Raw genomic sequence first — 23,217 nt, 5'->3', positions numbered from 1 at the left:
CCCCCGCAGGTCCTGGAATGATGGCACCCGCTGCCCGACTGGAGTTCTGCAGGCGTCCTGCCGTTGCCGCCTACCTGCTGCGCGCGCTCTGGCCCTCTCCCGGCTTGCGCGCGGGGGCCGAATTCCCGCCGCTGTCGGCGCACTGGCGCGGCGCGCGCTTCGCCGCCGCCGACATCGGCGAACTGCAGGCGCTGACCGGACTCGGACCGGGGCCGACCCTGCAGCTATTGGCGCCGCAGGTGCTGGCGTTTCCGTTGCTGATGGCGATTCTGACCGCGCCACGCTTCCCACTGCCGATCTGGAACGCGTTGCAAGTCCGCAACGACCTTCGTTTGCTGCGGCCCTGGGGCGAGGATGAGTCGTTTGATCTCCGGACTCGGGTCGGCGCGACCCGCGTGCTCGCCAAGGGCGCGGAAGTCGACTTGCACACCTCGGTCGAGGCCGGATCGACCCGCTACTGGGAAGGCTGTACGACCTTCTATTTCCGCGGCCGCTTCGGCGACGCGGGCACAGCGGACGGGGACGCGCAGCCACCGGCGGTCCCCGAGCGTCAGCTCGCCCGCTGGCAGGCCCCGACCGGCGAGCGCTACGCCTTCTGCCGCCTGAGTGGGGACTTCAACGGCATCCACGGATTCGACCGCTACGCCCGCTGGTTCGGGTTTCGCGGCGCCTTCCTGCATCCACAGCGCGTGCTCGGCCAGTGCCTGGCCCGCATCGACGGCTCGCAGGCGCCGCAACAGCGGCTGCGCAGCTGGCTGCGCGGCCCGGTCTGCTACGGCGACGCGGTCACGTTGCTGGCGGAGACCAGGGACGACACCACGACCTTCGCGCTGCTCGCGCATGGCGACCCGCGCGCGGCCATGATCGGCCAGTGGCAAGCTGCGGCGAGCGCACCCGCGACGCTTGCCGAAGGCGACGCCGGCGGCGACCATGCGCCATGACCGACCTGCCCCCACCGATCCGCATCCAGGCCCCTTGGCTTGGCCTCCTGGCCTATCTGGCGCTCGCCGGCCTGATGCTGGCGAGCTTCCTCGCCGTTGACGCCACGCGCGCTGCCTGGCTGGGAGCCGATGCCGCCGCATTCCGGGCCTTGAACGGCAGCCTGGCGCAGCCCGGCGCATGGCAGGCGTTCTGGGCGATCACCAACTCGCGCCTGTTCGACGCGGTGCCGGCGGCACTGCTGCTCGGCCTCTACGCGCACTGGATGGCCGCGGACGGTCGCCGCCACTGGCGCGCGCGCGCCGGCCTCGGCTGCGCCCTGGCGGTGTTCACCGTGCTCTGGGTGCAGAAGGTGATCAAGCCGCTGCTCGATGACGGCCGCCTCAGCCCAACCCTGGTCCTGCCCGACGCGATTCGGCTCGAATCCGAGCCAGCGGTGGCCTGGGTGCCGATGCTCAAGGACCACGCCGAGAACAGCTTTCCGGGCGACCATGCCGGGGTGTTTCTGTTGGTCGCGCTGGTCATCGGCCACGTTTGCGGTTGGCGCCGCGGCGCCGTAGCCTTGTTGGCGCTGCCCCTGCTGGCGCTGCCGCGACTGTATGGCGGCGGTCACTGGCTCAGTGACCAAGTCGTCGGCGGCGGCTTCGTCGGCCTCGTCGGGGCGGCCGGGTTTCTCGGCTTGACCAAGGCGGCGTTGGCCTGGCGCGAGCGCCGCGCCGCTGCCGCCGCTTGAGCGCCGCTGATAGCATCCGGTTTTCGCAGCAACAGGTGCCGCCATGGCTGAACTCTATGACGACCGACGTCAGGAAACCCGCTTCGCCACCAGCGGCGAGGGCGAGGTCGAGATCCAGGGCAAGTCCGTGCGCGCCACGCTCGTGGACTTGTCGATCAACGGCTTGCGCATGGAGCGGCCGGACCAGTTCTCGCCGCCGGATGGCAGTCGCTTCGCACTCACGCTGCTGATTCCGGGGGCCGAGCCGTTCCGCGCCGAAGTGCAGTTGATCCGCCTCGACCAGCGCGCCTTCAGCGTCGAGTTCATGGACATGTCGCCCCGCGACTTCGCACTGCTCACCGCACTGATCGAGCGCTTCGCGCACCTGACCGCGCGCCAGCAGATGCAGCCACCGGAATGAAGCGCGCGCTCACGCTTGCGGCGCTGCTTCTGCTCGCGGGCTGCCCGCTCGCGCGTACGCCCGAGGTCGAACTCAAGGGCCGGCGTTTCGCGGTCGAGATCGCGGATGACGATGCCGAACGCGCGCGCGGCCTGATGTATCGCGAGTCGATGGCGGCTGACCGCGGCATGCTGTTTCTGTTCGACGCGGAGGAGCCACAGTCGTTCTGGATGCAGAACACGCTGATCCCGCTCGACATTCTGTTCTTCGACAGCGACCTGCGCTTCGTCAGCGCGCACTATCGGGTACCGACCTGCAAGCACGGCGGCGACCGCTGTCCGACCTACCCGAGCGAGGGCAATGCCCGCTACGTGCTGGAACTGAACGCTGGCGTCGGGGCCGCGCTGGGCCTGGTCGCGGGCGACCCGCTGACGCTGCCGGCAGAGCTGAACGGCGACCACTAGTTTTGCTTGACCTGCGCCCGGCGCGGCCCTATCAAGTCGGCATGAACACGCCCCTCACCCAACTCGATGCCGCTGCCAGCTGGCGGTACCTGCGCGAAGCCCGCGACGAGGACATCCCGTTGCTGTGGGCAGCGTTGCAGATCGCCCGCGACGAATACCCGGAGATCGACCCGGCCGGCTACGAAGACCTGGTGCGTACCCAGTCGGAGGCGGTGCGCGAACGCATCGGGTCCAGCGTCGACGCCCTGGACGCCTTGCGCGCGCTGCACGGCTTCCTGTTCGAGGAACAGGGCTACACCGGCAACGAACAGGACTACTACGACCCGCGCAACAGCTATCTCAACCAGGTGATCGAGCGCCGCACCGGCAACCCGATCGCACTCGCCGTGCTCGAACTCGACCTCGCCCGCCGCGTCGGCCTGCCGCTGCAGGGAGTGTCTTTCCCCGGCCATTTCCTGATCCGGCTGCCGGTGGACAGTGGCCTGCTGGTGCTCGATCCGTTCAACAAGGGGCGTTCGCTCGACGCCGGCGAGCTGCGCGTGCGCGCCAAGCCGCATCTTTCCGGCCGTCAGGTTGACGACGAGCAGCTCGGGCGCATGCTTGAGCCGGCGCCGACGCGCGTGATCCTGACGCGCATGCTGCGCAACCTGCGCCAGACCTATGTTGATCTCGAGCAATTCGAGCGCGCGCTGCGCTGCGCCGACCGCATCGTCTGGCTCGACCAGCGCGACCCCGACGAAGTGCGCGAGCGCGGCCTGCTATATGCGCGCGTCGGCCACGTGCGCGCCGCGCGCGAAGACTTGCGTCAGTACCTGGCGCTGGTGCCGCAGGGTGAAGACCACGAGCGCATCCGCCAGATCATGGTCGAACTCGGCAGCAGCAGCGGCCGCCTCAACTGATGTCGGTCAGTTCGAAGTCGGCCTTGCCGACGCCGCAGTCCGGACAGACCCAGTCTTCCGGAATGGCCTCCCAGCGCGTGCCGGGGGAAATGCCTTCTTCGGGCAAGCCGCGGGCTTCGTCGTAGACGAAACCGCAGACCACGCAAAGGTAGATTCGAAACGGCGTGTCGGCGTCAACACTCATCACTCGGACCCGGAAACGGCAGGGCGCGTATTGTGGCAGGCAGCAGCGAAACTCGACAAAGCATCCACGGAGTCTATCTGTTGACACGCGCAGGCGGCGACAGCGCGGCGCTGTGTGCCGGCGTCGCGGCGGCGCTGCGTGGCGGCGTGCGCATCGTGCAGTACCGCGACAAGAGCGGCGACCGCGGGCTGCGGCGCGAGCAGGCCGAGGCACTGCGTGCACTGACGCGTGCGCACAACGCGTTGCTGATCATCAACGACGACGTGGCGCTGGCCGCTGCGGTCGACGCCGACGGCGTGCATCTCGGCGAGCACGACGGTGACCTGGCGGCGGCCCGCACCGCGCTCGGCGCCGACGCGATCATCGGCGCGTCCTGCTACAACGATCTGGCCCGCGCCGAAGCCGCAGCCCGCGCCGGCGCCGACTACCTTGCCTTCGGCGCGTTCTTCGCCTCCACCACCAAGCCCGGCGCGCGCCGCGCCGACCCGGCGTTGCTCGGCGCGGCCGCGAAACTTCTGCTGCCACGGGTGGCGATCGGCGGCATCGACGCGCACAATGCGCGCCCGCTGATCGCTGCCGGAGCCGACGCCGTCGCCGTGCTCGGCGCGATCTGGGAGGCCGACGACCGCGAAGGTGCGGCGCGCGAACTCATCCAACTATTTTCCACCCGGAGTGCCCATGAGCCGTAATGCCGAGCTGTTTGCCGCTGCCCGCAATCTGATGCCCGGCGGCGTGAACTCGCCGGTGCGCGCGTTCAAGTCGGTCGGCGGCGAGCCGTTCTTCGCGGTGCGCGCCGAAGGCCCCCACCTGTTCGACGCCGACGGCAAGCGCTACATCGACTACGTCGGCTCCTGGGGGCCGATGATCCTCGGCCATGCGCATCCGCGTGTGCTCGATGCGGTCCTGCGCACCGCCGTCAACGGGCTTTCGTTCGGTGTTCCGAATCCGCTCGAAGTGACCATGGCCGAACGCCTCGTCGAGCGCGTGCCCGGCCTCGAAATGGTGCGCATGGTCAACTCGGGCACCGAGGCGACCATGGCCGCAGTGCGCCTCGCCCGCGGTTACACGCAGCGCTCGCGCATGGTGAAGTTCGAGGGTTGCTACCACGGCCATGGCGACAGCTTCCTGGTCAAGGCCGGATCGGGCGCACTCACCCTTGGCCTGCCGAACTCGCCCGGCGTTCCGGCCGCGCTCGCCGACCTGACCCTGACCCTGCCGTTCAACGACTTCGACGCCGCGACCCAGCTGTTCGAGCAAAAAGGCGCCGACATCGCCTGCATCATCGTCGAACCGATCATCGGCAATGCCAACCTGATCCTGCCGCGCCCCGGCTTCCTCGAACACTTGCGCGAGCTGTGCACGAAGCACGGCGCCCTGCTGATCTTCGACGAAGTGATGACCGGCTTCCGCGTCGCGGCAGGCGGCGCGCAGGAGCTGTACGGCATCCGCCCGGACCTCACGACCTTCGGCAAGATCATCGGCGGCGGCATGCCGGTCGGCGCCTACGGTGGCCGCCGCGAGATCATGCAGCTGATCGCGCCGAGCGGCCCGGTCTATCAGGCCGGCACCCTGTCCGGGAACCCGGTGGCGATGGCCGCAGGACTCGCGACCCTCGACCTGCTCGCCGAGCCCGGTTTCTACGCGCGCCTGGAAGCCAAGACAGAGCGGCTATGCGACGGCCTCGAAGCCGCCGCCGCAGCGGCTGGCGTCGCGTTCCGCTGCAATCGCGTCTGCGGCATGTTCGGGCTGTTCTTCACCTCGAATCCGGTCGAGAGCTACACCCAGGCGATGGCCAGCGACAGTACTCGCTTCAATCGCTTCTTCCACGCCATGCTGGAGCGTGGCGTGTACTTCGCGCCCTCGGCATTCGAGGCCGGGTTCGTGTCGATGGCACATGACGATGCGGTGATCGAGGCCACGCTCGACGCGGCGCGCGCGAGCTTCGCCACGCTCGGCTGAGGCTGGCGCGCGGTTCAGTCGCGCTTCGAATGGGCGCGCCACCAGGCGCCTAGTTCTTCGGCCGGCATCGGTCGCGCCAGATGGAAGCCCTGGGCATGGCGGCAGCCGATCACCGCCAGTTCATCCGACTGGCGCGCGTTCTCGACACCGTGACCGATGGTGGTCAGATCCATGGCGCGACCGAGCCCCACCAGCGCTTCAGCAAGCGCGCGCGACGCGCGCTCCTCGGGTTCTCCGAGGCGCGCGACGAAGTGCCGCGACAGCTTGAGCACGTCGAACGGCAGCCGCTCGATCATGCTCAATGCCGCCTCGCCGATACCGAAGTTGTCGATCGACAGGCGCACGCCGAGATTCTTCAGCTGCGTCAGCACCGGCAGCAACTGCTCGCTGCGGCGATTTCCGATGCGCTCGTCGAACTCCAGCACCAGCTGCGCTGCCGGCCAGCCGTTGGCGATGAGCATGGCCGCGAGATCGCGCACGAAGTCGGCGTCTTCGAGCTGCAGCACCGAGACGTTGACGGTCAACAGCAGCTGCGGCACGCCGAGATCCTGGCGCAATACCACGGCATCGCGCAGCGCATGCACCAGCACCAGACGACCGAGAGCGTCGATCAGCCCTGCCTCTTCGGCGGCAGCGACGATCTCGCCCGGCGGCAACGCTGCCTCGCCCGCGGCCGACCAGCGCAACAGCGCTTCGACTCCGATCAGGGCGCCATCCGCCAACGACAGGATCGGCTGGAAGTGCAGCCTGAGATCGTCTTGCGCCAGCGCCTTGCGCAGCGCCTGATGCAGGCGCAGGCGCGTGCCGACCGCCTGCTGCATTTCCGGCGCATACACGGCGACGCGTCCACGGCCGCCGCTCTTGGCGTTGTAGACCGCGAGATCGGCGTTGCGCATCACGTCTTCAGCACTGTCCTCCGGTTGCGCGAAGGCAACGCCGATACTGGCGCCAACCAGGGCGGTGCGCGCATCGACCACGAACGGTGTGGCCAGCGCGTGCAACACGCGCCCGGCGACACCGATCACCTCGTTCTGCGCTCCGGCGTCTTCCAGCAACACCGCGAACTCGTCGCCGGCCAGACGCGCGACGGTATCGACCGCGCGCACGCTCTCGCTCAACCGCTGCGCCGCAACCCGCAACAGGTGGTCGCCAGCGAGATGCCCGAGCGAATCGTTGACCAGCTTGAAGTGGTCGAGATCGACGAACAGCACCGCGACGCTTCCGCCTTGGCGCTGGCGTCGCACCAGCGCCTGCAGCAGGCGGTCGATGAACAGCGCGCGGTTGGCGACCGCGGTCAGCGGGTCATGCAGCGCCTGGCGGCGCAGGCGTTCTTCCAACGCCTGACGCTCGCCGATGTCGCGCGCGTTGACCACGATGCCCTGCACCGCCGGATCATGCAGCTGGTTGGAAATGGTGTTTTCACAGGCGACCCAGGCCTCGGGCGCACGCGCCAGTCGCCACTCGACCACCGCGACCGCACCCGGTGCATGCAGGACATCGTCGATGGTGGCGCGCGCACGGAACTGGTCGGCAGCATGCACCGCGTCGAGCAGCAAGGCGCCGGCGGCGGTCGCCCCGGCTCCGAACTGACGGCTGGCACCGGGACTGGCGTAGCGGATGCGCAAGTCCGTGCCGAGCACGAAGATCACCTCGGCGGAACGCTCGACCAGGGCCGCCAACCGGCGCTCGGCGCTGGCACGGGTGTCGGCCAGTGCGCGATCGTGGTGGCTGCGCGCAGCCAGCCACTGGCGCCAGAACACGGTCAGAGCCAGCACGCTGCCAAACAGCGCCAGCGGCACCAGGTCACGCGCCTCGCGCAGAATTCCGGCGAGCAGCACGCACATGCCCACCGCCATCGCCAGGTAGGGCATCAAACGCGCGTACTCCTGCGTGCGATAGCTGCTATGCACAAAGCCGGTGGCGCGCTTTTCGCGCCATGCCATCTCGGTCGCGGCAAGAAACATGCAGGCGCCGAGCAACCAGCCGAGATCGCTGATCGTGCCGGTGTCGTAGTCATCGAGCAGGGCCAGGATCGACCACGCGGAGTCGGCGCACAGGTACAGCGCGACCGCAGCGATGAGCAACATGTAGGGCCTGCGCTCGACACCCTCGGGCAGGCGCATCATCAAGCTGGCGACGCCGAATAGGGTCAGCGCGCCGAGCAGCGGGTAGGCGGCCAGCGTCAGGATCTGCAACAGGCTGCGCGACGTGCCGTGGTCGTCGAGGATCGGGTGCACCACGAACTCGGTCAGCAACATCGCGCCGGAGAGGCCGACCGCCAGCACGTCGAGCGCGTACAGCGGCCGCTCACCGCGCGTCTGCGAAGGCGGCGTCAGCAGCAGCAGGCCGAAGAACATCGTGATGAAGTAGACGTAGAACGGCAGGTTGACCCAGTTGTAGGTGGGGTCGAGCCCAAGCACCGCCTCGTACCAGCCGAATGCCAGGAAGCCGAACGCATCCGCGAGCAACGCGAACCCGATCAGCGCCCAGCCGAACCGCAGGCGTCGATCCAGATGGGGCAGCAGCGCCAACCTGCCGGCGAATGCACCGGCAAGGGCCGCTGGCAACACCGTCGTCCAGTTGCCAATGGCCAAACGCACCGGCTCGGGCAGGTCGAGCGCGAACATCAGCAACAGCCACAAGGGCGGCAGCGCCATGGCGCCCTGGGCGAACCGCCCAAGGCCGGCGCCTCCTTGCACGTGCTTCGACTCAGTCATCGCCCTCGCCCTCGCTGCGTACCGTCTGCGCCGGCGCGCCCAGTTCGAACCGTGCGCGCCCGCAGGGGCAGTCGTCATGATGCGTCACTTGGTCCGGCATCGACTCCTTCTCCACTTGCCTGGCACGGACTGCGCGGGTGCAGCCTCAGGATTGTCGCTCATGGATCCGGCCGTTGGATATGCATGCCCCGTCCGGGCCGACGCTCAACGTCCGCTCTCGGACAGGCGACCGCCGAGCCACGGCAGCAGGTGTTCCAGGGGCATCGGCTGCGCCAGCGCCGAACCGATGCCATACAGACAACCCAGTTCGATCAGGGCATCGCGGATAGGCTCGCTGTCGACGCCGGTGGCGATGGCACGCGCACCGAGCGCCTCGGCCATGGCGATGACGCCGCGCACCAGCGCGTGGCCGCGTCCGCCGACGTGCAGCGCCTGCGACAGACTGCGCGACAGGATGATGGCGTCGAACAGGGGTTCATGCAGCGCTGCCAGCGACGAGGCACGGCTGCCGAAGCGCGCCAGCGCCAGACGCACGCCAAGCCCACGCAACTGGCGCAGCGGGCGCAACGCCAGCTCGTGATCGCCACCGAGTGCATCCTCGCTGACCGCGACCATCAGGTTCACCGCCGGCATGCCGACTTGGTCGAGCAGTTCCGACACCCGCGGCACCAGCTGCGCGTGCTGGATGTGGCGATGGTCAAGCGGAATCAGCAAGGACAGCGCCCCCGCGGCGGGCTGGTAGCGCAGCAGGCTGGTGTATTCGCGTTGCGCGGTCGCCAGCACCCATTCGCTGAGCCGGAAGGCGACGTCGATGTCGCCGACCACATCGCGCACCCGCTCGATCGCGAACGGCGCACCCGCCGGAACGCGCCAACGCAGGCGCGGCCGCAACGCAATCGGATAGCCATCGGCCAAGCCCACCACCGGCTGCAACTGCACCAGGAAGCGGTCGTGATCGAGCGCCTCGGGAACCGCAGCCTGCATTGCCAGTCGCTCGACCACGCGCGCATGCAGCGCAGCCTCGAAGACGTGGTAACGATTCGGACCGGCCTGCTTGGCGGTGCTCACTGCGGTGTCGGCATCGCGCAGCAGGTCCTCGGCGCTGGCGCCTTCGCGCGCCACGGCGACGCCGATGCCGGCGCTGAGACGCAGGCTGTGGTGACCGATGCGGAACGGCCCGGCGAAGCTCGCCAGCACCCGGTCCAGGCGCGCCCCGAGCGCCGCCGGGTCACCGCTGTCGTCGAGCATCAGCGCGAACTCGTCGGCACCGAGCCGCGCCAGCGTGTCGCCGCCGCGCAGACTGCCGCGCAGCCGCTCGGCCACCAGCACGATGACCTGATCGCCGGTGGCGTGGCCCAAACTGTCGTTGATCAGCCGGAACTGGTCGAGATCGAGCACTGCTACCGCAACCTGCTGACCGCTGCGTCGGGCATTGGCGGCGGCACGGGAGACACGGTCGAGGAACAACTCTCGGTTCGGCAACTGCGTCAGTGCATCATGCAGCGCCTCGTGCTGCATCTGTTCTTCGAGGCGATGGTGCGCACTCACATCGCGCACGTTCAGCACCACGCCGCCCAATGCGGGATCGTGGCGCTGATCGGTTACCGTGGTCTCGGCCCAGACCGGGGCGCCGGCTTCGCCGGCAAAGCGCAGCACAAGCTTGCCGGAACGACGCCCGGTATCGTGGTCGAGCGACGCCATCAGCGTGCGCAGCGACTCGGCGTCATCGGCCGGCAGAAAGGCGCTGATCGGTTGCCCGCGCAGGCGTTCATCGTCGGTCGCGAGCAGGCGCAAGGCCGAGGGGCTGGCATAGCGCACCCGCAACTCGCGATCGAGCACGAAAATACCGTCGGCCGCATTCTCGATCAGCTTGGCCAGACGACTTTCGCTCGACAGGCGTGTGCGCTCACTCACCAGCACCGCCATCTCGCGGCTGGCCAGCGCCTGACGCACCAGTACGCAGGCGATCAGCAAGGCGCCCCAGCGCAGCAAGCTGGGCAGGGCATCGGCGTGATCGCCCGGATCCGCAGTGACCACGCCGGCGATCAGTGCGTAGCCGGCAACCAGCGCCAGATACGGCAGCACCGCGAAGCGACCGACGCGATCATCACGGCGCTCGTTGAAAGCACTGGCATGACGCCGCGCGCTGGAGACCATGAACACGAAGATCAGAGCCTGCAGGAACCACAGCGCCTCGGCCAGCACCTGGTGCGGCTCGCCGCTCAGGAGTTTCGTCAGCACCCAGGCGAGGTCACCGGCCAGGCTCGCCGCAAGCGCCGCTGCGAGCAGCACGTAGGCCAGGCGCGTCGGCCCGACCGGCAACCGCAGCAGCACCGTGGCGATGCCGAGCAAGGTCAGCAGGTCGCCCACGGGATATGCAATCGCGACCCAGGCCAGCTGCGGGTCGCTGCCGGCGTTGGCGACCAACGCCGGGCGGATCGCGAAGTGCCAGACGAACATGCCGCCACCGACTGCGACCGTCGCACAATCAAGCACGAACTTGGCCAGATCGCTGTAGCCGCTGAACACACGCGGGAGCTGCAGCAGACCGACCAGCAGCAGCGGGAAGTAGGCAAGGTAGAAAACATCGGGCGGGCCGAACACCGCATTGGCGACGCCCTGATGGCTTTGCCACGCGCGATAGGCCTCGCCCAGGAACACCGAGCCGATCGCCGCGCCGATCAGCACCCACGAGCGCCGCACGCGTCCGGGGCGCAGGTGCGCCAATCCGTGGTGGACGCAGAGCAGCGCGGCAAGTGCAAGCAGCGGGGCGCGCAAGCACGCGAACACCAGCTCGGAGGGCGGCCTTCCGTCAAGCACCGGCACCAGCACGAACGCCAGCCAAAGCAGCGACATCAGCAGCGCAAACAGTTGTGCGCGGCGCCCGCGCAAGGCGCCCATATCGATCACCGACCAGGTCCCGTCACCCCTGCTGTGCTGTGATGCCCCGGACATCCGGTGCCTCCCGCGAAACCTGGCCGATGGTGCCACCGGGCCGGGCCGCGGCCAATGCCGCGTTCGCATCGACGCTCCCGTCCCGGGTCAATCTTTGTGCTGCGCGGTCGCGCGATCCGCTGCGTCGCAGCGCAGCGCGCTCAGGTCGCGGCGCCGAGCAACTGGCGGATCAGCGCCGAAATCTCGTCCTTGCTGCCGACCGCGGTCATCCAGGTGTCGCGCGTGAGCGCGGTCCCGAAGGTCACCGCATAGTCGATGCGGTCGTTGCCGTCACCGTCCATGCCCGGATACGAATCGGGCTTGCTGACATAGACGACGCAATTGGCATCAACAATGTTGCCGTTCGGCAACTTGACCCAACGTGCGGACATGCGGAACTCCTCGCGAGCGGAATGTCTGGGTACGGCGAGCATAGCGCCCGAGCAGCGGTCGTAGCGATGCGTCGTCACCTTCGGCTGCGCGTTCGCGTCACTCGGCAGCGTCGTGCCGATGCGCTGGCCACGGCTGTCGTAGCGATGCGTCGTCACCTTGCCGAGCGGCGAGGTATCGCTCAGCAACTCGCCGTGGATGCCGACCGTGAACGTGCGCGTGCGACCGAGCGGCGCATGCGCAGCCGTGCGGTGCCCGAGCGCATTGACCTCGGCACGTCTTGGGGTCATTGCAGGGCAGTCAGTTCAAAATTTCGGCTCGGCGGCGAAGTGATTGTGGCTTGAAATGCTTGGCATAGGACAACCGCTGTGTGCCGGATGCGGAATCAGTCGCTCGCGGTGTTCGACAGCGACTGCAATCGCGCCGCAAGCGACAGCGCGATGGCCGCTGCGCCATGGCCGCCGAGTGGCATCCCGGCCGGGGTTTCGAGGACGGGAGCGAGACGCTCGCGCACCGCCACCGGCAGGGTGGCGAACAGATCGTCGGCGCGGGTGCGGGCGCCGAGCAGGCCGATGTAGGGCGGTAGCGCGGAACGCGCCGCGAGGTGCGCGAGTGCGGCGCGGTCGCGTTCGAAGTGGTGGGCCATCACCAGCGCCGCGCGATACGGCGTGGCGTCATCGACGGCGGGCAGTTCCGGCAACACGCGTTCGGCGAGCACGTGCGTTGTCGCCCAAGCCGGGCGGGGTTCGTGCAGGTCGATGCGCCAACCGAGTTGTGTCAGAAGCGGCAGCAGTACCGCACTCTCGGGTGAAGCGCCGAGCACCAGCACGCGCGGCAACGGCTGCCAGGCGATCTCCCAGCAGGCGTCCGCCGCGACATCGTCGGGGCGCGGTTCGATCGGCAACTGCGCCTGCGCGCGTTGCCCCGCACAGGCCAGACGCAACTCGCCCGAAGCCGCGCAATGCAGCGTCAGCGCGCAATCGCCATCACGATAGGCATGCAGCAGCGCACGCAGGCCGGGCACCGCTGCGAGCGGCAGCAGCCACAGGATCTGGCGACCGCGACAGCCGGCGCCATTACCGCCGAACACGTCGGACAGATCGCGATTGTCGATTTCGAACAGGCGCGCCTTCGCGCTTTCGATCGTAGTCTGCAACTCGCGCTGCAGTTCTCCTTCGAGGCAGCCGGCACTGATCCAGCCGCTGCGTCTGCCGTCGCGCGCGAGGTGTACCAGCGTGCCCGCCTTGGCCCAGGCGCGGCCGTCGATCGCGAGCACAACGGCGAGCGCGCCCGCCGCCGCCGTCGCGAGATCGGCGATGCAGGCATCGAGCGCGTCGCGGTTGGGCGCGCCGAGCGCAGCGCTCAGTCGAGCCATTCGCATTCGCAGCTGAAGTGACGCAGCCGCGTCGGCTGCTTGACGATGCGCACGCCGCGGATCGAAGACGCCATCGCGCGCACTTCGGCGATCGCTTCGGCGGCGTAGTCGAAATGCGACTGCGTGTACATGCGCCGCGGAAACGCCAACCGCACCAGTTCCATCGAGTGGTAGGTCTCGGAGCCATCGGCAAGACGCTTGCCGAACATCACCGAACCGACCTCGACACCGCGGATGCCGCCCTCGACATAGAGCGCGTTGCACAATGCCCACGCCGGATAGTGCGCGACCGGCATCGCGGGCAGCACCGTGCGCGCGTCGATGTACACGGCGTGGCCGCCGGTCGGCTTGACGAAGCCGATACCGAGCGCGTCGAGCTTCTCGCCCAGGTATTCGGCGGTGCGCAGGCGATAGCGCAGGTAGTCCTCGTTCAAGCCTTCTCGCAATCCAACGGCGAGCGCTTCGAGGTCGCGCCCGGCCAGACCGCCGTAGGTCGGAAAACCCTCGCGCAGGATCAGCATCTGCTGCACCGCTTCGAGCCAGCGCTCGTCGCGCAGCACGATGAAGCCGCCGATGTTGACCATGCCGTCCTTTTTCGCGCTCATGGTAGCGGCGTCGGCGTAACCGAACATCTCCTGCGCGATCTGCAGCGGCGTGTGTTCGGCGTAGCCGGGTTCGCGCAGCTTGATGAACATCGCGTTCTCGGCGAAGCGGCAGACGTCCATCACCAGCGGCTTGCCGTAGCGGTGCAGCAGCTCGCTGGTGGCGCGGATGTTGGCCATCGCCACCGGCTGGCCGCCACCGGTGTTGTTGGTCACGGTGAGCATGCCGAAGGGGATGCGCTCGCCTTCGCGCTGCAACAGGTCTTCGAGACGCGCGAGGTCGATGTTGCCCTTGAACGGATGGATCAGCGCCGGTTGCAGGCCTTCGGCGATGACCAGGTCCTGCGCTTCGACACCGAGATATTCGAGGTTGGCGCGGGTGGTGTCGAAATGACTGTTGTTCGGCACGATCTGCCCGGACTTGCAGGCGGCGCCGAACAGCACGTGCTCGGCGGCGCGGCCCTGATGGGTCGGAATCAGGTGCGGCATGCCGGTGATCTCGCGCACCACTGCCTGCAGCCGGTAGAAGCTCGGCGCGCCGGCGTAGGACTCGTCGCCGCGCAGGATCGCCGCCCACTGCTCGGCGCTCATGGCGCCGGTGCCGGAGTCGGTCAGCCAGTCGAGCAGCACGTCTTCGGCGCGCAGCTTGAACACGTTGAGCTTGGCTTCTTCGAGCAAGCGCAGGCGCTCCTCGCGCGTGGTCACGCGGATCGGCTCGACCGACTTGATGCGGAAGGGTTCGATGATGGTTTTCGGCATGGCGGCACTCGCAAACGGGCGGCCATCATGCCCGAAGCCGCCGGCGCCGACGATAGCGCCGCGCCCTAACGAGATCGCGTCACCGGCCGCGCTTCCTCGGCGCAGCCACCTTCTTCGGCTTGGGCGGTGGCATCAGCACTGCGGTCTGGAGCAACAGCTGGCGCAGGCGATCCGGGGCGTCGAGGAGTTCGTCCGCGATCGCGTGGCTTTTCGCACCGGGATAGGGTGGTCCTTGCGGCAGGTCCGGAGCGAGTGTCGCGGCAGCCGCGGAAGGCTTGATGAAAAGACTGTTGTCGCAGGCGAGAGCGACCACCTTGGCGTCCACGTACAACGCGTACTCGCCGAACATCTTCTTGAACGTCAGTCGATCGCCGAGCGCAATCTGCTCTACGAGGTAGTCGACGAATTCGCGATCGGTGGCCATGGTGCGGCAATCCGGGGGAATGGGTTGGCGCCGAGCGGCGTCGCCGTGCAGGAATGATCGCATCCGGCGCACGACTCCGTCATGGTGTCTCGGCAGCATCGAACCGACTGCGTCGCATCGACGCAGCCAACTCCGTGCACCCGCGCACCTCCAGCGCGGCGACGGTGCTGTCGAAGTCGCGCTCGTCCCGGTTCTGGCTCAGCTTGCACTTGCCCTCGATGCGGGTGATGGCCACCTCGATGCCGACGATCTGCGCCAGTTCCTGGTCGAGATAGTCCGCGGGCGCATCGCTCATCTTCCAGGGACAGGCCTCACGCGCCTCGTGCTCGCGCGTCAGACGCGCCACCACGCCGCGCACGAACTGCGCATCGTCGCGAACGGCAACGATGCCGTGGGCATGCACGACCTCGTAGTTCCAGGTCTGCACATGGCGGTGCGTCTCCTGCTTGCTCGGATACCAGCTTGGCGAGATATACCCATCGGCGCCGCGGAACACCACCAGCACCGGATCACCGTGCTTCAGTTCGGTCCAGAGCGGATTCGCGCGCGCAACGTGCGCGAGCAGGCGACCGTGCGGACCGGGTTCGCTGTCGAGCAGGAACGGCAGGTGGTTGGCATCAGGCCGCTGGCCGTGTGCGTGACCAGCATCCCCAACGGGTGGGTGCGCAGGATCTGATGCAGCACCTCGGGTCGGGCTTCGGAGAACAACTTCGGCAGGTACATGGCGTCTCCCTTCGTGCGGCGCCGCGAACCGCCCGCCGACTTGGGCGGGGCGGATTCGCGGTCTGCGTGGTCGCCAGCATATCGCCGGGGGCGTGCGCGCCGCCCCGCGGGCATGGCAGAGTGCGCGTCTTGCAACGGCTGAGGACACACATGGTGCAGCACGACACGGCCACGCTGATCGCGACCTTTTCGGTCTATCTCGGCATTTGCCTGCTGCTTGGCTTCGTCGCGTGGCGGCGCACCACCAACCTGAAGGACTTCATCCTCGGCGGGCGTTCGCTCGGGCCGTGGGTGACGGCGTTGTCGGCGCAGGCCACCGACATGTCCGGGTGGCTGCTGCTCGGCCTGCCGGGCTTCGCCTATCTGGCGGGCGTCGAGTCGGCGTGGCTGGTCGGCGGGCTGCTGCTCGGCACCTGGCTGAACTGGCGCTTCGTTGCGCAACCGCTGCGCGAACGCACCGAGGCGCTCGGTGATGCGTTGACGCTGCCGACCTACTTCGAGCGTGCCTTCGCCGACACGCGCGGGCTGATTCGCCCGCTCACCGCATTTTTCATCCTGGTGTTCTTCGTGCTCTATGCGAGTTCGCAGTTCGTCGCCGCTGGCCGCCTGTTCGAGTCGCTGTTCGGTTTGCCGTACGCCTGGGCGGTGTTCTGGGGCTCGATCGTGATGCTCGCCTACACCTTCCTCGGCGGCTTCCTCGCGGTGTCCTGGTCCGACGTATTGCAGGGCACGCTGATGTTCTTCGCGCTGGTCGCGGTCGCGCTGATGGGCCTGCACGTGGTCGGCGGTCTCGATGGCCTGCACGCGACCCTGAATGCGTTCAATGCCGAACTGCTGAATCCATTCACGACGGCCAGTGGCGAAGCGCTCGGCTGGATCGGCATCGTCTCCTCGCTCGCCTGGGGACTCGGCTACTGCGGCCAGCCGCACATCCTCGCGCGCTTCATGGCGATCCGCGATCCGGCTCAGATGAAGATCGCGCGCCGCGTCGCGATGGGCTGGCAGGTCACCGTGCTGGTCGCGGCGATGGTCATCGGCTTCACCGCGCTCGGCGCGTTGCCGGTGCGACTCGAAGGCGCCGAAGCCGAGAAGGCGTTCCTGCACATGAGTGCAGCTTTCTTCCCGCCGTGGATCGCCGGCATCTGCCTCGCCGGTGTGCTCGCCGCGATCATGAGCACGGCCTCGGCGCAGTTGCTGTTGTCCTCGGCCGCGTTCGCCGAGGACTTTTATCGCGGCCTGCTGCACAGGCAGGCCGGCCCGCGCGAACTGCTCTGGGTCGGCCGACTCGGCGTGCTCGGCGTCGCTGCGATCGCGTTCCTGATCGCGCTCGATCCGAGCAGCACCGTGCTGTCCCGCGTCGGCGACGCCTGGGCCGGCTTCGGCGCCACCTTCGGTCCGGCGATCGTGCTGTCGCTGTACTGGAAGCGCATGACCCGCGCCGGCGCCTACGCCGGCATCCTGGTCGGCGGCATCACCGTGGTCGCGTGGATGATGCTCGCCGACCGCGGCGGAATCTTCGCGCTGTACGCGATGGTGCCGGGCTTCTTCGCCTCGCTGGCGGCGATCGTGGCGGTGAGCTGGATGGGTGCGCGCCGGCGGTGAGGCAAGTTGCGACCAAGTGCGCCGATCGGCGGGCCGGCCGGACGCTCGCGCAGGAGCGGCTGCATCTGCGCGGGGCTTTCACCGCAGCGCCCCGCTACTCCCGGTCCTTGCGTGTTGTCCTGGCGCACGCGGACCTGCGCCGCCACGAGATCCAGAGCCACAGCAGACACGCCAGAGCCGTTCCCAGGCTGATCCAGGCGAACCAGTCGCCAAGGCGCGCGTAGAGCGTCGGCTCGGCGCGCAGCTCGAGGTCGAGCACGCGCGAGGTCACTCGCGCTTCCGCACTGGCGACGTCGGCAAGCATGCGCCCGCGCGAGTCGCTCAACGTGATCCGGCCATTGCGCGCGCTGCGCGCGACCGCATAACCGTTCTCGATGCCGCGCATCACCGCCATGCGCGAATGCAGCCAGCCGTCACGCTTGAAATCCCAGGCCGGCACCAGCAGCAGCCCGGCACCCTGGCGCGCGTACTCGCGCGGCAACCCCAGGAAATCCATGTCCTTGCAAATGGCAACGCCCCAGCGCAGATCGCCCAGGTCTTGCAGGAGCAGCTCGCGTCCGGGGCGATAGCGGCGCTCGAATCCCGGCAACAGGTGATGCTTCGCGTAGCTCGACGCCGGCGCGCCGTTGCTCGGGAACACCCATGCCGCGTTCAATTCGGAATCGCCATCGCGATCATCGATGCCGACCACGAGGGTTACCTTCTCGCGAGTAGCGACCCGCTGTAGCCGCTCGCGCAGTTCGCTGGAGCGCGACTCGTCAACTGCAAGAATGGTCTCCGGCAACAGCAGCAGCTGCGGTCGCTGACGCGAGGCCTCGGCGATGGCCTGTTCGACTGCGGCGAGCATGTCTTGCACCGCCGGGTCCTGGACCGGCAGCGGCTGCGCTGGCGCATCGGTCGCAAGCAGCGCCAGACGCAGCGGTGCCCACGCGGTCGAAGAGGGCAGGCGCCAATGCCCGAAGCTCAACCCCGCCGCGGCCAGGGCCGTCATGGCGACAACCAGGCCGATTCGCCAGCGCCTCGTTGCTGCGTGGCAAAGCAGGATCGCCAGCGCCGACGGGAACAGCATCAGCACAAAGTCCACACCCCACAGACCGGTGACAGACGCGATTTGCAGCACCGGCAGGTTGTCCATCTGCGTGTAGGCGAGGTTGCCGAACGTGCCGTGCGGCGAAAGGCTGGCATCGAGAAAGTCCGCGCCCACCCAGGCAGCGGGCAAGGCGAACACGGCGGCCCAAGGCTGTCCGTGCCGTGCCAGAGCGCGCGACAGCAGTGTTGCCACAGCGAAGTGCCAGGCCGGCGTCACGATGGCTAGCAGTGCAATCGCGACCGGGAGACCGAGGGTGCCGTGCAGGTACGGCCACAGGTTGCTGCCGCCGATCATCCATGCGCCCAGGCAGAGCAGCAGCGCCATGCGCCAGGACGAGCGCTGCGCGGCAAGCAGTACCGGCAACGGCGCCAACCAGGTTGCCCACCACAGTGGCTCGACGCCGGTACCGAAGAAGAGCATCGCTGCACTTGCGGTCATGGCGGCAAGTGCCGGCCACCGTGCCAGTGCGGAACTAGATGCGCATGCCATCAAGCAGCCTCCTGAGCGAGCGCCGATAGAGCGCCCTGAAGTCTTTCGCCGACAGGCTGAAGCGCCCGCCGCGATGCAGGCAGATCAACCCATGCGCATGCGCCCACAGCGACAACATCGCCTCCAGAACGTCGTCGCGCTTGAACTGCCCCTGGGCCATGCCATCGCGACAGGCCTGCACCAGCAGATCGGCGGTCGGCGACTGCGCGGACCGGAAGTCTTCAGGAAACCTGCGCGCACCTGGCCGGAGTTCGGAAAACACGTAGTCGAAGATGCGCGGATGGCGCAGCGCGTAGTCGAGATAGTGGTCGAGCAGCGCAAGGATGCGCCGCTCGGGCGTCTGCCGTGTACGCCCGGGCTTCCAGTGATCCGCAAGTTCCTGGAATCCCTGATCTGCGATTCGGTGCAGCAGCGCTTCGCGGTTCGGGAAATGCCGGTAGATCGCCATCGGCGTGATGCCGACCGCGCTGGCAACGCGCCGCATGCTGACGCCATGGGCGCCTTCGTCTTCGAAGATCGCGCGCGCGGATTGAACGATTGCTTCGGCGGTGGGCAGGAGAGTCATGTGTACAGTGTATACTTGCCTCGTCGCCGCGAGCAAGGGCTGTCGCCTGGCCGACCACGATCCGCTTGCAACGCATCGGCAGCAGCGCGCACATCCCGGCGCCCGCATGCCCGCTGATGGGATTGCACATCCGGCGCCGGGTGTCACGAATGGCCAGCGGAAGTCGGTCTCGTCCCAGGCCTGCAAACCGCGCTATCGTCGGCGCACGGCTGCTTCAGGAAATCGCGATGGACGCAGACAAGCCAGCGCTTTCGGAGCCGGCACGCGCGGCACTGGCGGCGGGCAATCTGCTGGAGGCGATCCGCATCGTGCGCGAAGACAGCGGGCTTGGCCTGCGCGAGGCGAAGGAGCTGGTCGAGGCGCATGCCGCGCGTCGCGCGGACACCGAGGCGGCTCGCGAAGCCGCGGACGCGGAGCTGCCGTTGGCGGCGATCGCATTCCTGGAACGGGGCCAGATGATCGCAGCGGTGCGTGCCACGCGCGAACACGGCGGGCTTGGCCTCAAGGAAGCGAAGGACCGCGTTGATCGCTACCTGGCCGAACATGCGGGCACGCGGCAGCGCTTCCAGAACCTGGTCGCGACCGAGCGCACGCGCTGGCGCTCGTTCGCCCTGCTGCTGGTCGCGGCGGCGCTGGCCTGGCTCGCGCTGCGCGGGTGAGCCGACCGTTGCGCCTCATGATCCACCGTCGCATTGCCGGGCTGCACGCCTTGCGCGTCGATCCCGGCGCCTGATCCGCAACGCTGCCTTCCTGCGTGAAGGCGGGTACGGGGGACAACGGTGTCCCCGAGGAGCCCGCCATGAACACCAAGACTCTGATCACGCTCGCCATCACGCTCGGCCTGTGCTCGAGCGCCGATGCCGATGACATCGTCTGGACCGGTGCCGTCAACAGCAACTGGAGCCAGACCGCGAACTGGACCCCGAACATCATGCCCACCGCGACCGACCGCGCCGAGTTCTCGCCGGGCGCGACCTGGCGCACCGTCGCAACGCCGGGCTCGGGCTACGCCATCGATGATCTGTACTTTCCGCCCGGCGCCGATGCCTACAGCCTGGACACCTCCGGTGGCGCGCTGAACCTCGGCCTCGGCGTACTGTCCGAATCGGGAGGCGCCACCCGCAACACGGAAGTGCCCTCGCTGGCGCTGCAGCCCGGCGCCGTGTTCCGCTTCGAGGTGAACGCCGATGGCACGCACAACGCCCTGAGTACCGGCACCACGCCCAACCAGTTGGACGGCGCCCAGCTTGAGGTCTTGAACGACGACGTCGGCAGCGGCCACAGCTAGCTACTGCGTGCTGCGCGGCGCGGTGCCGGTGAACGGCACCTTCGCCGGGCTGCCCGAAGGCGCCGTGTTCGCGGATGCGCAGGGACGCAAGTACTCGATCACCTACCAGGGCGGCGCCAGCGGCATGGATGTGGTGATCACCGAAGTCGGCCTGTTCAAGGACGGCTTCGAATAAGGGCTGCACTGCGGCCGGCCGCGCGCCCGCGCATCCGCCGTCAGAAGGGCGGGCAGCCACGGGGGCCTCCCCTACGCGGTCGCCGCGATGCGGTCGGGACCGGTGCTACGGGTCCACGGGCCCCGAACGATCTACACGTCCCCACGCACCGGTAGGGGCAGCCCCCGTGGCTGCCCAAGCCACACGTCCACCGCACCACCCCCCGTAGCTGCCCAGACACTTGTCGCCCGCTTTCGTGACAGTGAGACTCGACCCGCGCCAGCGGGCGCGCGGAGGAGCATGCGCATGAACACGACGGCACGATGGGCCGCGGCGGCCCTGGTCTGCAGCTGCGCGGCGGCGGCCACGGAGCGCGCGTATCCGCCGGCCAAGGTCGACTTCGACGCGTTCCAGCAACTGGTCGCCGAGGTCGAGCCACACCGGCGCGAACGGCTGGTCGATCTGGACACGTTCCTGAGAATGAGCCGTGAGCCGGGCGTCGTGGTCCTCGACACGCGCTCGACCTATCGCTACGACCGCATCCACCTGCAGGGCGCGCGCCACCTCGGCTTTTCCGACTTCACCCAGGATCGCCTGGGCGAAGTGATCCCCCGCTCGACAGCACGGTGCTGATCTACTGCAACAACAACTTGACGGCAACCCGGTGGACTTCCCGACCAAGGTCGCGCTGCCCGTGCGCACGGTGACGCCCGGCGTGCAGATGCGCGTGCAGGAAAAGCCGCTGATGCTGGCGCTCAACGTCCCGACCTACATCACGCTGTATGGCTACGGCTATCGCAACGTGTACGAACTCGACGAGCTGGTGCAGGTGACCGACCCGCGCATCCGCTTCGAGGGCAGCATCGTCGAACCACGCGTGACGCCCCCCGCAGCGCCGCCCGATTCGGCCCAGCAGCCCCCGCAGGGACAGTAGCACTCACACCAGCACCGAGGCTCGCATGAACTCCGCAACCGTCACCGCACTGACCGCGCTCACCGACCCGCTCGCGTACCTGCTGCTCGCCGCGCGCATCACGCAATCGACCATCCATCTCGCCTCAACCAGCGCCGCCGCCGTGACGCTGCGCTTCTGCGCCTTCGCGGTGCAGCTGGGCGTCGCGACCTGGTGGTCGTACTTGCTGCTGCGCCCTTGAGTCTTGCCGCGACTGCCACCGGGCGCGGCGTCGGCGTCGCTCGGCAACCCCTTGCGCTAAGCTCCGCGCCGCCTGCGTCGAGCCTGGCTCGAAGCGGCGCAAACCTCTGGCCACTTGGGACCAACACATGAATCTTTCGATGGGCGTTCTTGTTCTGCCGATGCTCGCCGTGATCGCACTCGGATTCGTGTTCTGGGTGTGGACGCTGATGGATTGCATCCGCCGCGAACCGGACACCGGCAACGACCGCGTCGTCTGGGTGCTGGTGATCCTCCTGCTGCACTTCCTCGGCGCCCTGGTCTACGTGCTGGCTCGACGCCCGCAACGCATCCGCCAACTCGGGGCCTGAGACCGCTAGCGTCGCCTACTCGACCGTCACCGACTTCGCCAGATTTCGCGGTTTGTCGATGTCGGCGTCCCCGAGAACAGCGACCTGATGAGGCCGAGCGGATATCGCGCTCACATCTTCATGCTGAAGTGCGAGAGCGCGCCGAGCAGCAAGCCGTCGAGCAGCAATTGCGCGGTGAGTGCGAACAGGCTCAGGACGAGCGCATTCTCGAAGCGGCGAATCGTCGCGCAGAGCAGCGCATTGATCGTCACGTAGACACACCAGGCGCCAAGCCAAGCGGGCGTATCGCCAGCGGCCAGCGCGAGGGCCGGCAATGTCAGCAGCAAGATCGGCAACAGGGCGCCGACGCCAACGCTGCGGGACTGCACGCGCCATTGTCGCACCGCCATCAACGCCATCCCCGTCAGGACCCAACCGCTGGTCACGAGCAGCCGGGCTACGCGCAGTGCCGGCAAGTCATCGCGGTGGACCCAGTGGTCCGATCCGAACACATACAGCGCGTAGACCACCAGCAGGCCGAACGCGCACAACAGCAGCGTCGGCAGCGGCACCGCGCTTCCGCCGTCGTCTGGCGGCGACGGCAACTCCTCGGCCGGCGCGGACCTGCGCGCGACGATGACCAAGTGTGCGAACGGGATCAGTGCCAGCGACGCCCAGCGCAAGCTGGCCAGGGGGTGGTACCAACGCCAGAACTCATTGTGCTGGACGTGCGGCCGCAGCAGGGGCATGGTCCAGGCAGCGACCAACATCAGTACGCCGAGCACTGCGCCACTCCATGCGAGGCGGTTGTCCGCCCACTCGACTGTGACGGGATCTGCCAGAGCGCGGTGGCTCAGACGCAACCCGGCGACGAGCGCCATCCAGCCGAGCAGCGCCAGCAACGGCTCCGGAATCCGGTAGTAGATCGCCATCATCGGCAAGCCCTGCAGGTCCAGCGCCGGCCCGGACGTCGCCAGGTGGAGCGTGCTGATGATGAACAGCGGCGCGCCAATCAACAACAGTTCCGCGACGAACAAGGTGCGGGCCCATCCCTGCATCGTGTCTC

25 protein-coding genes and 1 pseudogene are annotated in these 23,217 nt (G+C 68.3%); 15 read left to right on the top strand and 11 right to left on the bottom strand.

The window, feature by feature from the left end:
* The first annotated feature begins 17 nt into the window (after positions 1–17).
* From IPG63_07440 to IPG63_07420, 5 genes are read left to right on the top strand one after another with little or no spacing between them, the layout of a single operon-like run.
* A complete protein-coding gene (locus IPG63_07440; GenBank protein ID MBK6727081.1) occupies positions 18–941 on the top strand; it encodes an acyl dehydratase in 924 nt (307 codons plus the stop codon).
* A complete protein-coding gene (locus tag IPG63_07435; GenBank protein ID MBK6727080.1) occupies positions 938–1,672 on the top strand; it encodes a phosphatase PAP2 family protein in 735 nt (244 codons plus the stop codon). Before IPG63_07440 ends, IPG63_07435 begins: the two co-directional genes overlap by 4 nt.
* Before the next feature lie 43 nt (positions 1,673–1,715).
* On the top strand, positions 1,716–2,072 hold the full coding sequence (locus IPG63_07430; protein ID MBK6727079.1) for a PilZ domain-containing protein: 357 nt from the start codon (positions 1,716–1,718) through the stop codon (positions 2,070–2,072).
* Positions 2,069–2,515: a DUF192 domain-containing protein gene (locus tag IPG63_07425; GenBank protein MBK6727078.1), complete on the top strand. Its 447-nt coding sequence runs from the start codon at positions 2,069–2,071 to the stop codon at positions 2,513–2,515. The genes IPG63_07430 and IPG63_07425 overlap by 4 nt, the downstream gene beginning before the upstream one ends.
* Positions 2,516–2,556: 41 nt before the next feature.
* A complete protein-coding gene (locus IPG63_07420; GenBank protein ID MBK6727077.1) occupies positions 2,557–3,414 on the top strand; it encodes a tetratricopeptide repeat protein in 858 nt (285 codons plus the stop codon).
* On the opposite strand, the gene IPG63_07415 is transcribed toward IPG63_07420, so the two are convergent.
* Positions 3,407–3,598, bottom strand: coding sequence for a rubredoxin (locus IPG63_07415; GenBank protein ID MBK6727076.1), 192 nt, complete (start codon positions 3,596–3,598; stop codon positions 3,407–3,409). The two genes, IPG63_07420 and IPG63_07415, sit on opposite strands and share 8 nt — an antisense overlap.
* A gap of 62 nt (positions 3,599–3,660) precedes the next feature.
* Between IPG63_07415 and IPG63_07410 the strand changes: the two genes are divergently transcribed.
* Both IPG63_07410 and hemL read left to right on the top strand, forming a co-directional pair.
* A complete protein-coding gene (locus IPG63_07410) occupies positions 3,661–4,287 on the top strand; it encodes a thiamine phosphate synthase (GenBank protein MBK6727075.1) in 627 nt (208 codons plus the stop codon).
* On the top strand, positions 4,271–5,557 hold the full coding sequence (gene hemL / locus IPG63_07405) for a glutamate-1-semialdehyde 2,1-aminomutase (GenBank protein ID MBK6727074.1): 1,287 nt from the start codon (positions 4,271–4,273) through the stop codon (positions 5,555–5,557). The genes IPG63_07410 and hemL overlap by 17 nt, the downstream gene beginning before the upstream one ends.
* A gap of 14 nt (positions 5,558–5,571) precedes the next feature.
* Here hemL and IPG63_07400 read toward each other — a convergent pair whose 3' ends face one another.
* From IPG63_07400 to IPG63_07370, 7 genes and pseudogenes are all read right to left on the bottom strand, one after another.
* Entirely contained in the window at positions 5,572–8,274 is a 2,703-nt protein-coding gene (locus IPG63_07400; GenBank protein MBK6727073.1) for an EAL domain-containing protein, read from the bottom strand.
* 204 nt (positions 8,275–8,478) lie between these two features.
* A complete protein-coding gene (locus tag IPG63_07395) occupies positions 8,479–11,229 on the bottom strand; it encodes a diguanylate cyclase (GenBank protein ID MBK6727072.1) in 2,751 nt (916 codons plus the stop codon).
* A gap of 140 nt (positions 11,230–11,369) precedes the next feature.
* Positions 11,370–11,888 (bottom strand): RHS repeat protein, encoded by a 519-nt coding sequence (locus IPG63_07390; GenBank protein ID MBK6727071.1) that lies wholly within the window; start codon positions 11,886–11,888, stop codon positions 11,370–11,372.
* A 95-nt stretch (positions 11,889–11,983) separates the two neighbouring features.
* A complete protein-coding gene (locus IPG63_07385; GenBank protein ID MBK6727070.1) occupies positions 11,984–12,973 on the bottom strand; it encodes an XdhC family protein in 990 nt (329 codons plus the stop codon).
* On the bottom strand, positions 12,961–14,334 hold the full coding sequence (locus tag IPG63_07380; protein MBK6727069.1) for a tryptophanase: 1,374 nt from the start codon (positions 14,332–14,334) through the stop codon (positions 12,961–12,963). Before IPG63_07380 ends, IPG63_07385 begins: the two co-directional genes overlap by 13 nt.
* A 79-nt stretch (positions 14,335–14,413) precedes the next feature.
* Entirely contained in the window at positions 14,414–14,758 is a 345-nt protein-coding gene (locus IPG63_07375; GenBank protein ID MBK6727068.1) for a TfoX/Sxy family protein, read from the bottom strand.
* Between the two features lie 79 nt (positions 14,759–14,837).
* Positions 14,838–15,481, bottom strand: a pseudogene (locus IPG63_07370) (FMN-binding negative transcriptional regulator).
* A gap of 150 nt (positions 15,482–15,631) precedes the next feature.
* Here IPG63_07370 and putP point away from each other — a divergent pair.
* Positions 15,632–17,083, top strand: a complete 1,452-nt coding sequence (gene putP, locus IPG63_07365; protein ID MBK6727067.1) for a sodium/proline symporter PutP — start codon at positions 15,632–15,634, stop codon at positions 17,081–17,083.
* Between the two features lie 94 nt (positions 17,084–17,177).
* On the opposite strand, the gene IPG63_07360 is transcribed toward putP, so the two are convergent.
* Positions 17,178–18,611, bottom strand: a complete 1,434-nt coding sequence (locus tag IPG63_07360; GenBank protein MBK6727066.1) for a hypothetical protein — start codon at positions 18,609–18,611, stop codon at positions 17,178–17,180.
* 34 nt (positions 18,612–18,645) lie between these two features.
* Positions 18,646–19,227, bottom strand: a complete 582-nt coding sequence (locus IPG63_07355; protein MBK6727065.1) for a TetR/AcrR family transcriptional regulator — start codon at positions 19,225–19,227, stop codon at positions 18,646–18,648.
* Positions 19,228–19,454: 227 nt separating this feature from the next.
* On the opposite strand from IPG63_07355, the gene IPG63_07350 reads away from it, so the two are divergent.
* The 7 genes from IPG63_07350 to IPG63_07320 all read left to right on the top strand — a co-directional run bounded on the left by IPG63_07350 (position 19,455) and on the right by IPG63_07320 (position 22,172).
* Entirely contained in the window at positions 19,455–19,886 is a 432-nt protein-coding gene (locus IPG63_07350) for a hypothetical protein (GenBank protein MBK6727064.1), read from the top strand.
* 140 nt (positions 19,887–20,026) lie between these two features.
* The gene (locus tag IPG63_07345) at positions 20,027–20,515 is read left to right on the top strand and encodes a hypothetical protein (GenBank protein MBK6727063.1); all 489 of its coding nucleotides are present in this window, start codon (positions 20,027–20,029) and stop codon (positions 20,513–20,515) included.
* A gap of 7 nt (positions 20,516–20,522) precedes the next feature.
* On the top strand, positions 20,523–20,690 hold the full coding sequence (locus tag IPG63_07340; protein ID MBK6727062.1) for a hypothetical protein: 168 nt from the start codon (positions 20,523–20,525) through the stop codon (positions 20,688–20,690).
* 285 nt (positions 20,691–20,975) lie between these two features.
* Positions 20,976–21,302 (top strand): hypothetical protein, encoded by a 327-nt coding sequence (locus tag IPG63_07335; GenBank protein ID MBK6727061.1) that lies wholly within the window; start codon positions 20,976–20,978, stop codon positions 21,300–21,302.
* Between the two features lie 31 nt (positions 21,303–21,333).
* The gene (locus tag IPG63_07330) at positions 21,334–21,603 is read left to right on the top strand and encodes a hypothetical protein (protein ID MBK6727060.1); all 270 of its coding nucleotides are present in this window, start codon (positions 21,334–21,336) and stop codon (positions 21,601–21,603) included.
* A 25-nt stretch (positions 21,604–21,628) separates the two neighbouring features.
* A complete protein-coding gene (locus IPG63_07325) occupies positions 21,629–21,823 on the top strand; it encodes a hypothetical protein (GenBank protein ID MBK6727059.1) in 195 nt (64 codons plus the stop codon).
* A 127-nt stretch (positions 21,824–21,950) separates the two neighbouring features.
* Positions 21,951–22,172: a PLDc N-terminal domain-containing protein gene (locus IPG63_07320; protein ID MBK6727058.1), complete on the top strand. Its 222-nt coding sequence runs from the start codon at positions 21,951–21,953 to the stop codon at positions 22,170–22,172.
* Between the two features lie 110 nt (positions 22,173–22,282).
* Here the strand turns inward: IPG63_07320 and IPG63_07315 are convergent, their stop codons facing one another.
* Positions 22,283–23,209: a hypothetical protein gene (locus tag IPG63_07315; GenBank protein ID MBK6727057.1), complete on the bottom strand. Its 927-nt coding sequence runs from the start codon at positions 23,207–23,209 to the stop codon at positions 22,283–22,285.
* Positions 23,210–23,217: the final 8 nt, after the last annotated feature.

Source organism: Lysobacterales bacterium, assembly GCA_016703225.1.
Classification (GTDB): domain Bacteria; phylum Pseudomonadota; class Gammaproteobacteria; order Xanthomonadales; family Ahniellaceae; genus JADKHK01.
This window is presented reverse-complemented; position numbering and strand designations above follow the sequence as displayed.

Coding starts and splice junctions, on each gene's coding strand:
- IPG63_07425 (MBK6727078.1), top strand. CDS start 2,069: ATGAAGCGCGCGCTCACGCTTGCGGCGCTGCTTCTGCTCGCGGGCTGC.
- IPG63_07375 (MBK6727068.1), bottom strand. CDS start 14,758: ATGGCCACCGATCGCGAATTCGTCGACTACCTCGTAGAGCAGATTGCG.
- IPG63_07415 (MBK6727076.1), bottom strand. CDS start 3,598: ATGAGTGTTGACGCCGACACGCCGTTTCGAATCTACCTTTGCGTGGTC.
- IPG63_07345 (MBK6727063.1), top strand. CDS start 20,027: ATGAACACCAAGACTCTGATCACGCTCGCCATCACGCTCGGCCTGTGC.
- IPG63_07395 (MBK6727072.1), bottom strand. CDS start 11,229: ATGTCCGGGGCATCACAGCACAGCAGGGGTGACGGGACCTGGTCGGTG.
- IPG63_07335 (MBK6727061.1), top strand. CDS start 20,976: ATGAACACGACGGCACGATGGGCCGCGGCGGCCCTGGTCTGCAGCTGC.
- IPG63_07420 (MBK6727077.1), top strand. CDS start 2,557: ATGAACACGCCCCTCACCCAACTCGATGCCGCTGCCAGCTGGCGGTAC.
- putP (MBK6727067.1), top strand. CDS start 15,632: ATGGTGCAGCACGACACGGCCACGCTGATCGCGACCTTTTCGGTCTAT.
- IPG63_07380 (MBK6727069.1), bottom strand. CDS start 14,334: ATGCCGAAAACCATCATCGAACCCTTCCGCATCAAGTCGGTCGAGCCG.
- IPG63_07400 (MBK6727073.1), bottom strand. CDS start 8,274: ATGACTGAGTCGAAGCACGTGCAAGGAGGCGCCGGCCTTGGGCGGTTC.
- IPG63_07440 (MBK6727081.1), top strand. CDS start 18: ATGATGGCACCCGCTGCCCGACTGGAGTTCTGCAGGCGTCCTGCCGTT.
- IPG63_07355 (MBK6727065.1), bottom strand. CDS start 19,227: ATGACTCTCCTGCCCACCGCCGAAGCAATCGTTCAATCCGCGCGCGCG.
- IPG63_07360 (MBK6727066.1), bottom strand. CDS start 18,611: ATGACCGCAAGTGCAGCGATGCTCTTCTTCGGTACCGGCGTCGAGCCA.
- IPG63_07320 (MBK6727058.1), top strand. CDS start 21,951: ATGAATCTTTCGATGGGCGTTCTTGTTCTGCCGATGCTCGCCGTGATC.
- IPG63_07430 (MBK6727079.1), top strand. CDS start 1,716: ATGGCTGAACTCTATGACGACCGACGTCAGGAAACCCGCTTCGCCACC.
- IPG63_07325 (MBK6727059.1), top strand. CDS start 21,629: ATGAACTCCGCAACCGTCACCGCACTGACCGCGCTCACCGACCCGCTC.
- IPG63_07385 (MBK6727070.1), bottom strand. CDS start 12,973: ATGGCTCGACTGAGCGCTGCGCTCGGCGCGCCCAACCGCGACGCGCTC.
- IPG63_07315 (MBK6727057.1), bottom strand. CDS start 23,209: ATGCAGGGATGGGCCCGCACCTTGTTCGTCGCGGAACTGTTGTTGATT.
- IPG63_07435 (MBK6727080.1), top strand. CDS start 938: ATGACCGACCTGCCCCCACCGATCCGCATCCAGGCCCCTTGGCTTGGC.
- IPG63_07390 (MBK6727071.1), bottom strand. CDS start 11,888: ATGACCCCAAGACGTGCCGAGGTCAATGCGCTCGGGCACCGCACGGCT.
- IPG63_07350 (MBK6727064.1), top strand. CDS start 19,455: ATGGACGCAGACAAGCCAGCGCTTTCGGAGCCGGCACGCGCGGCACTG.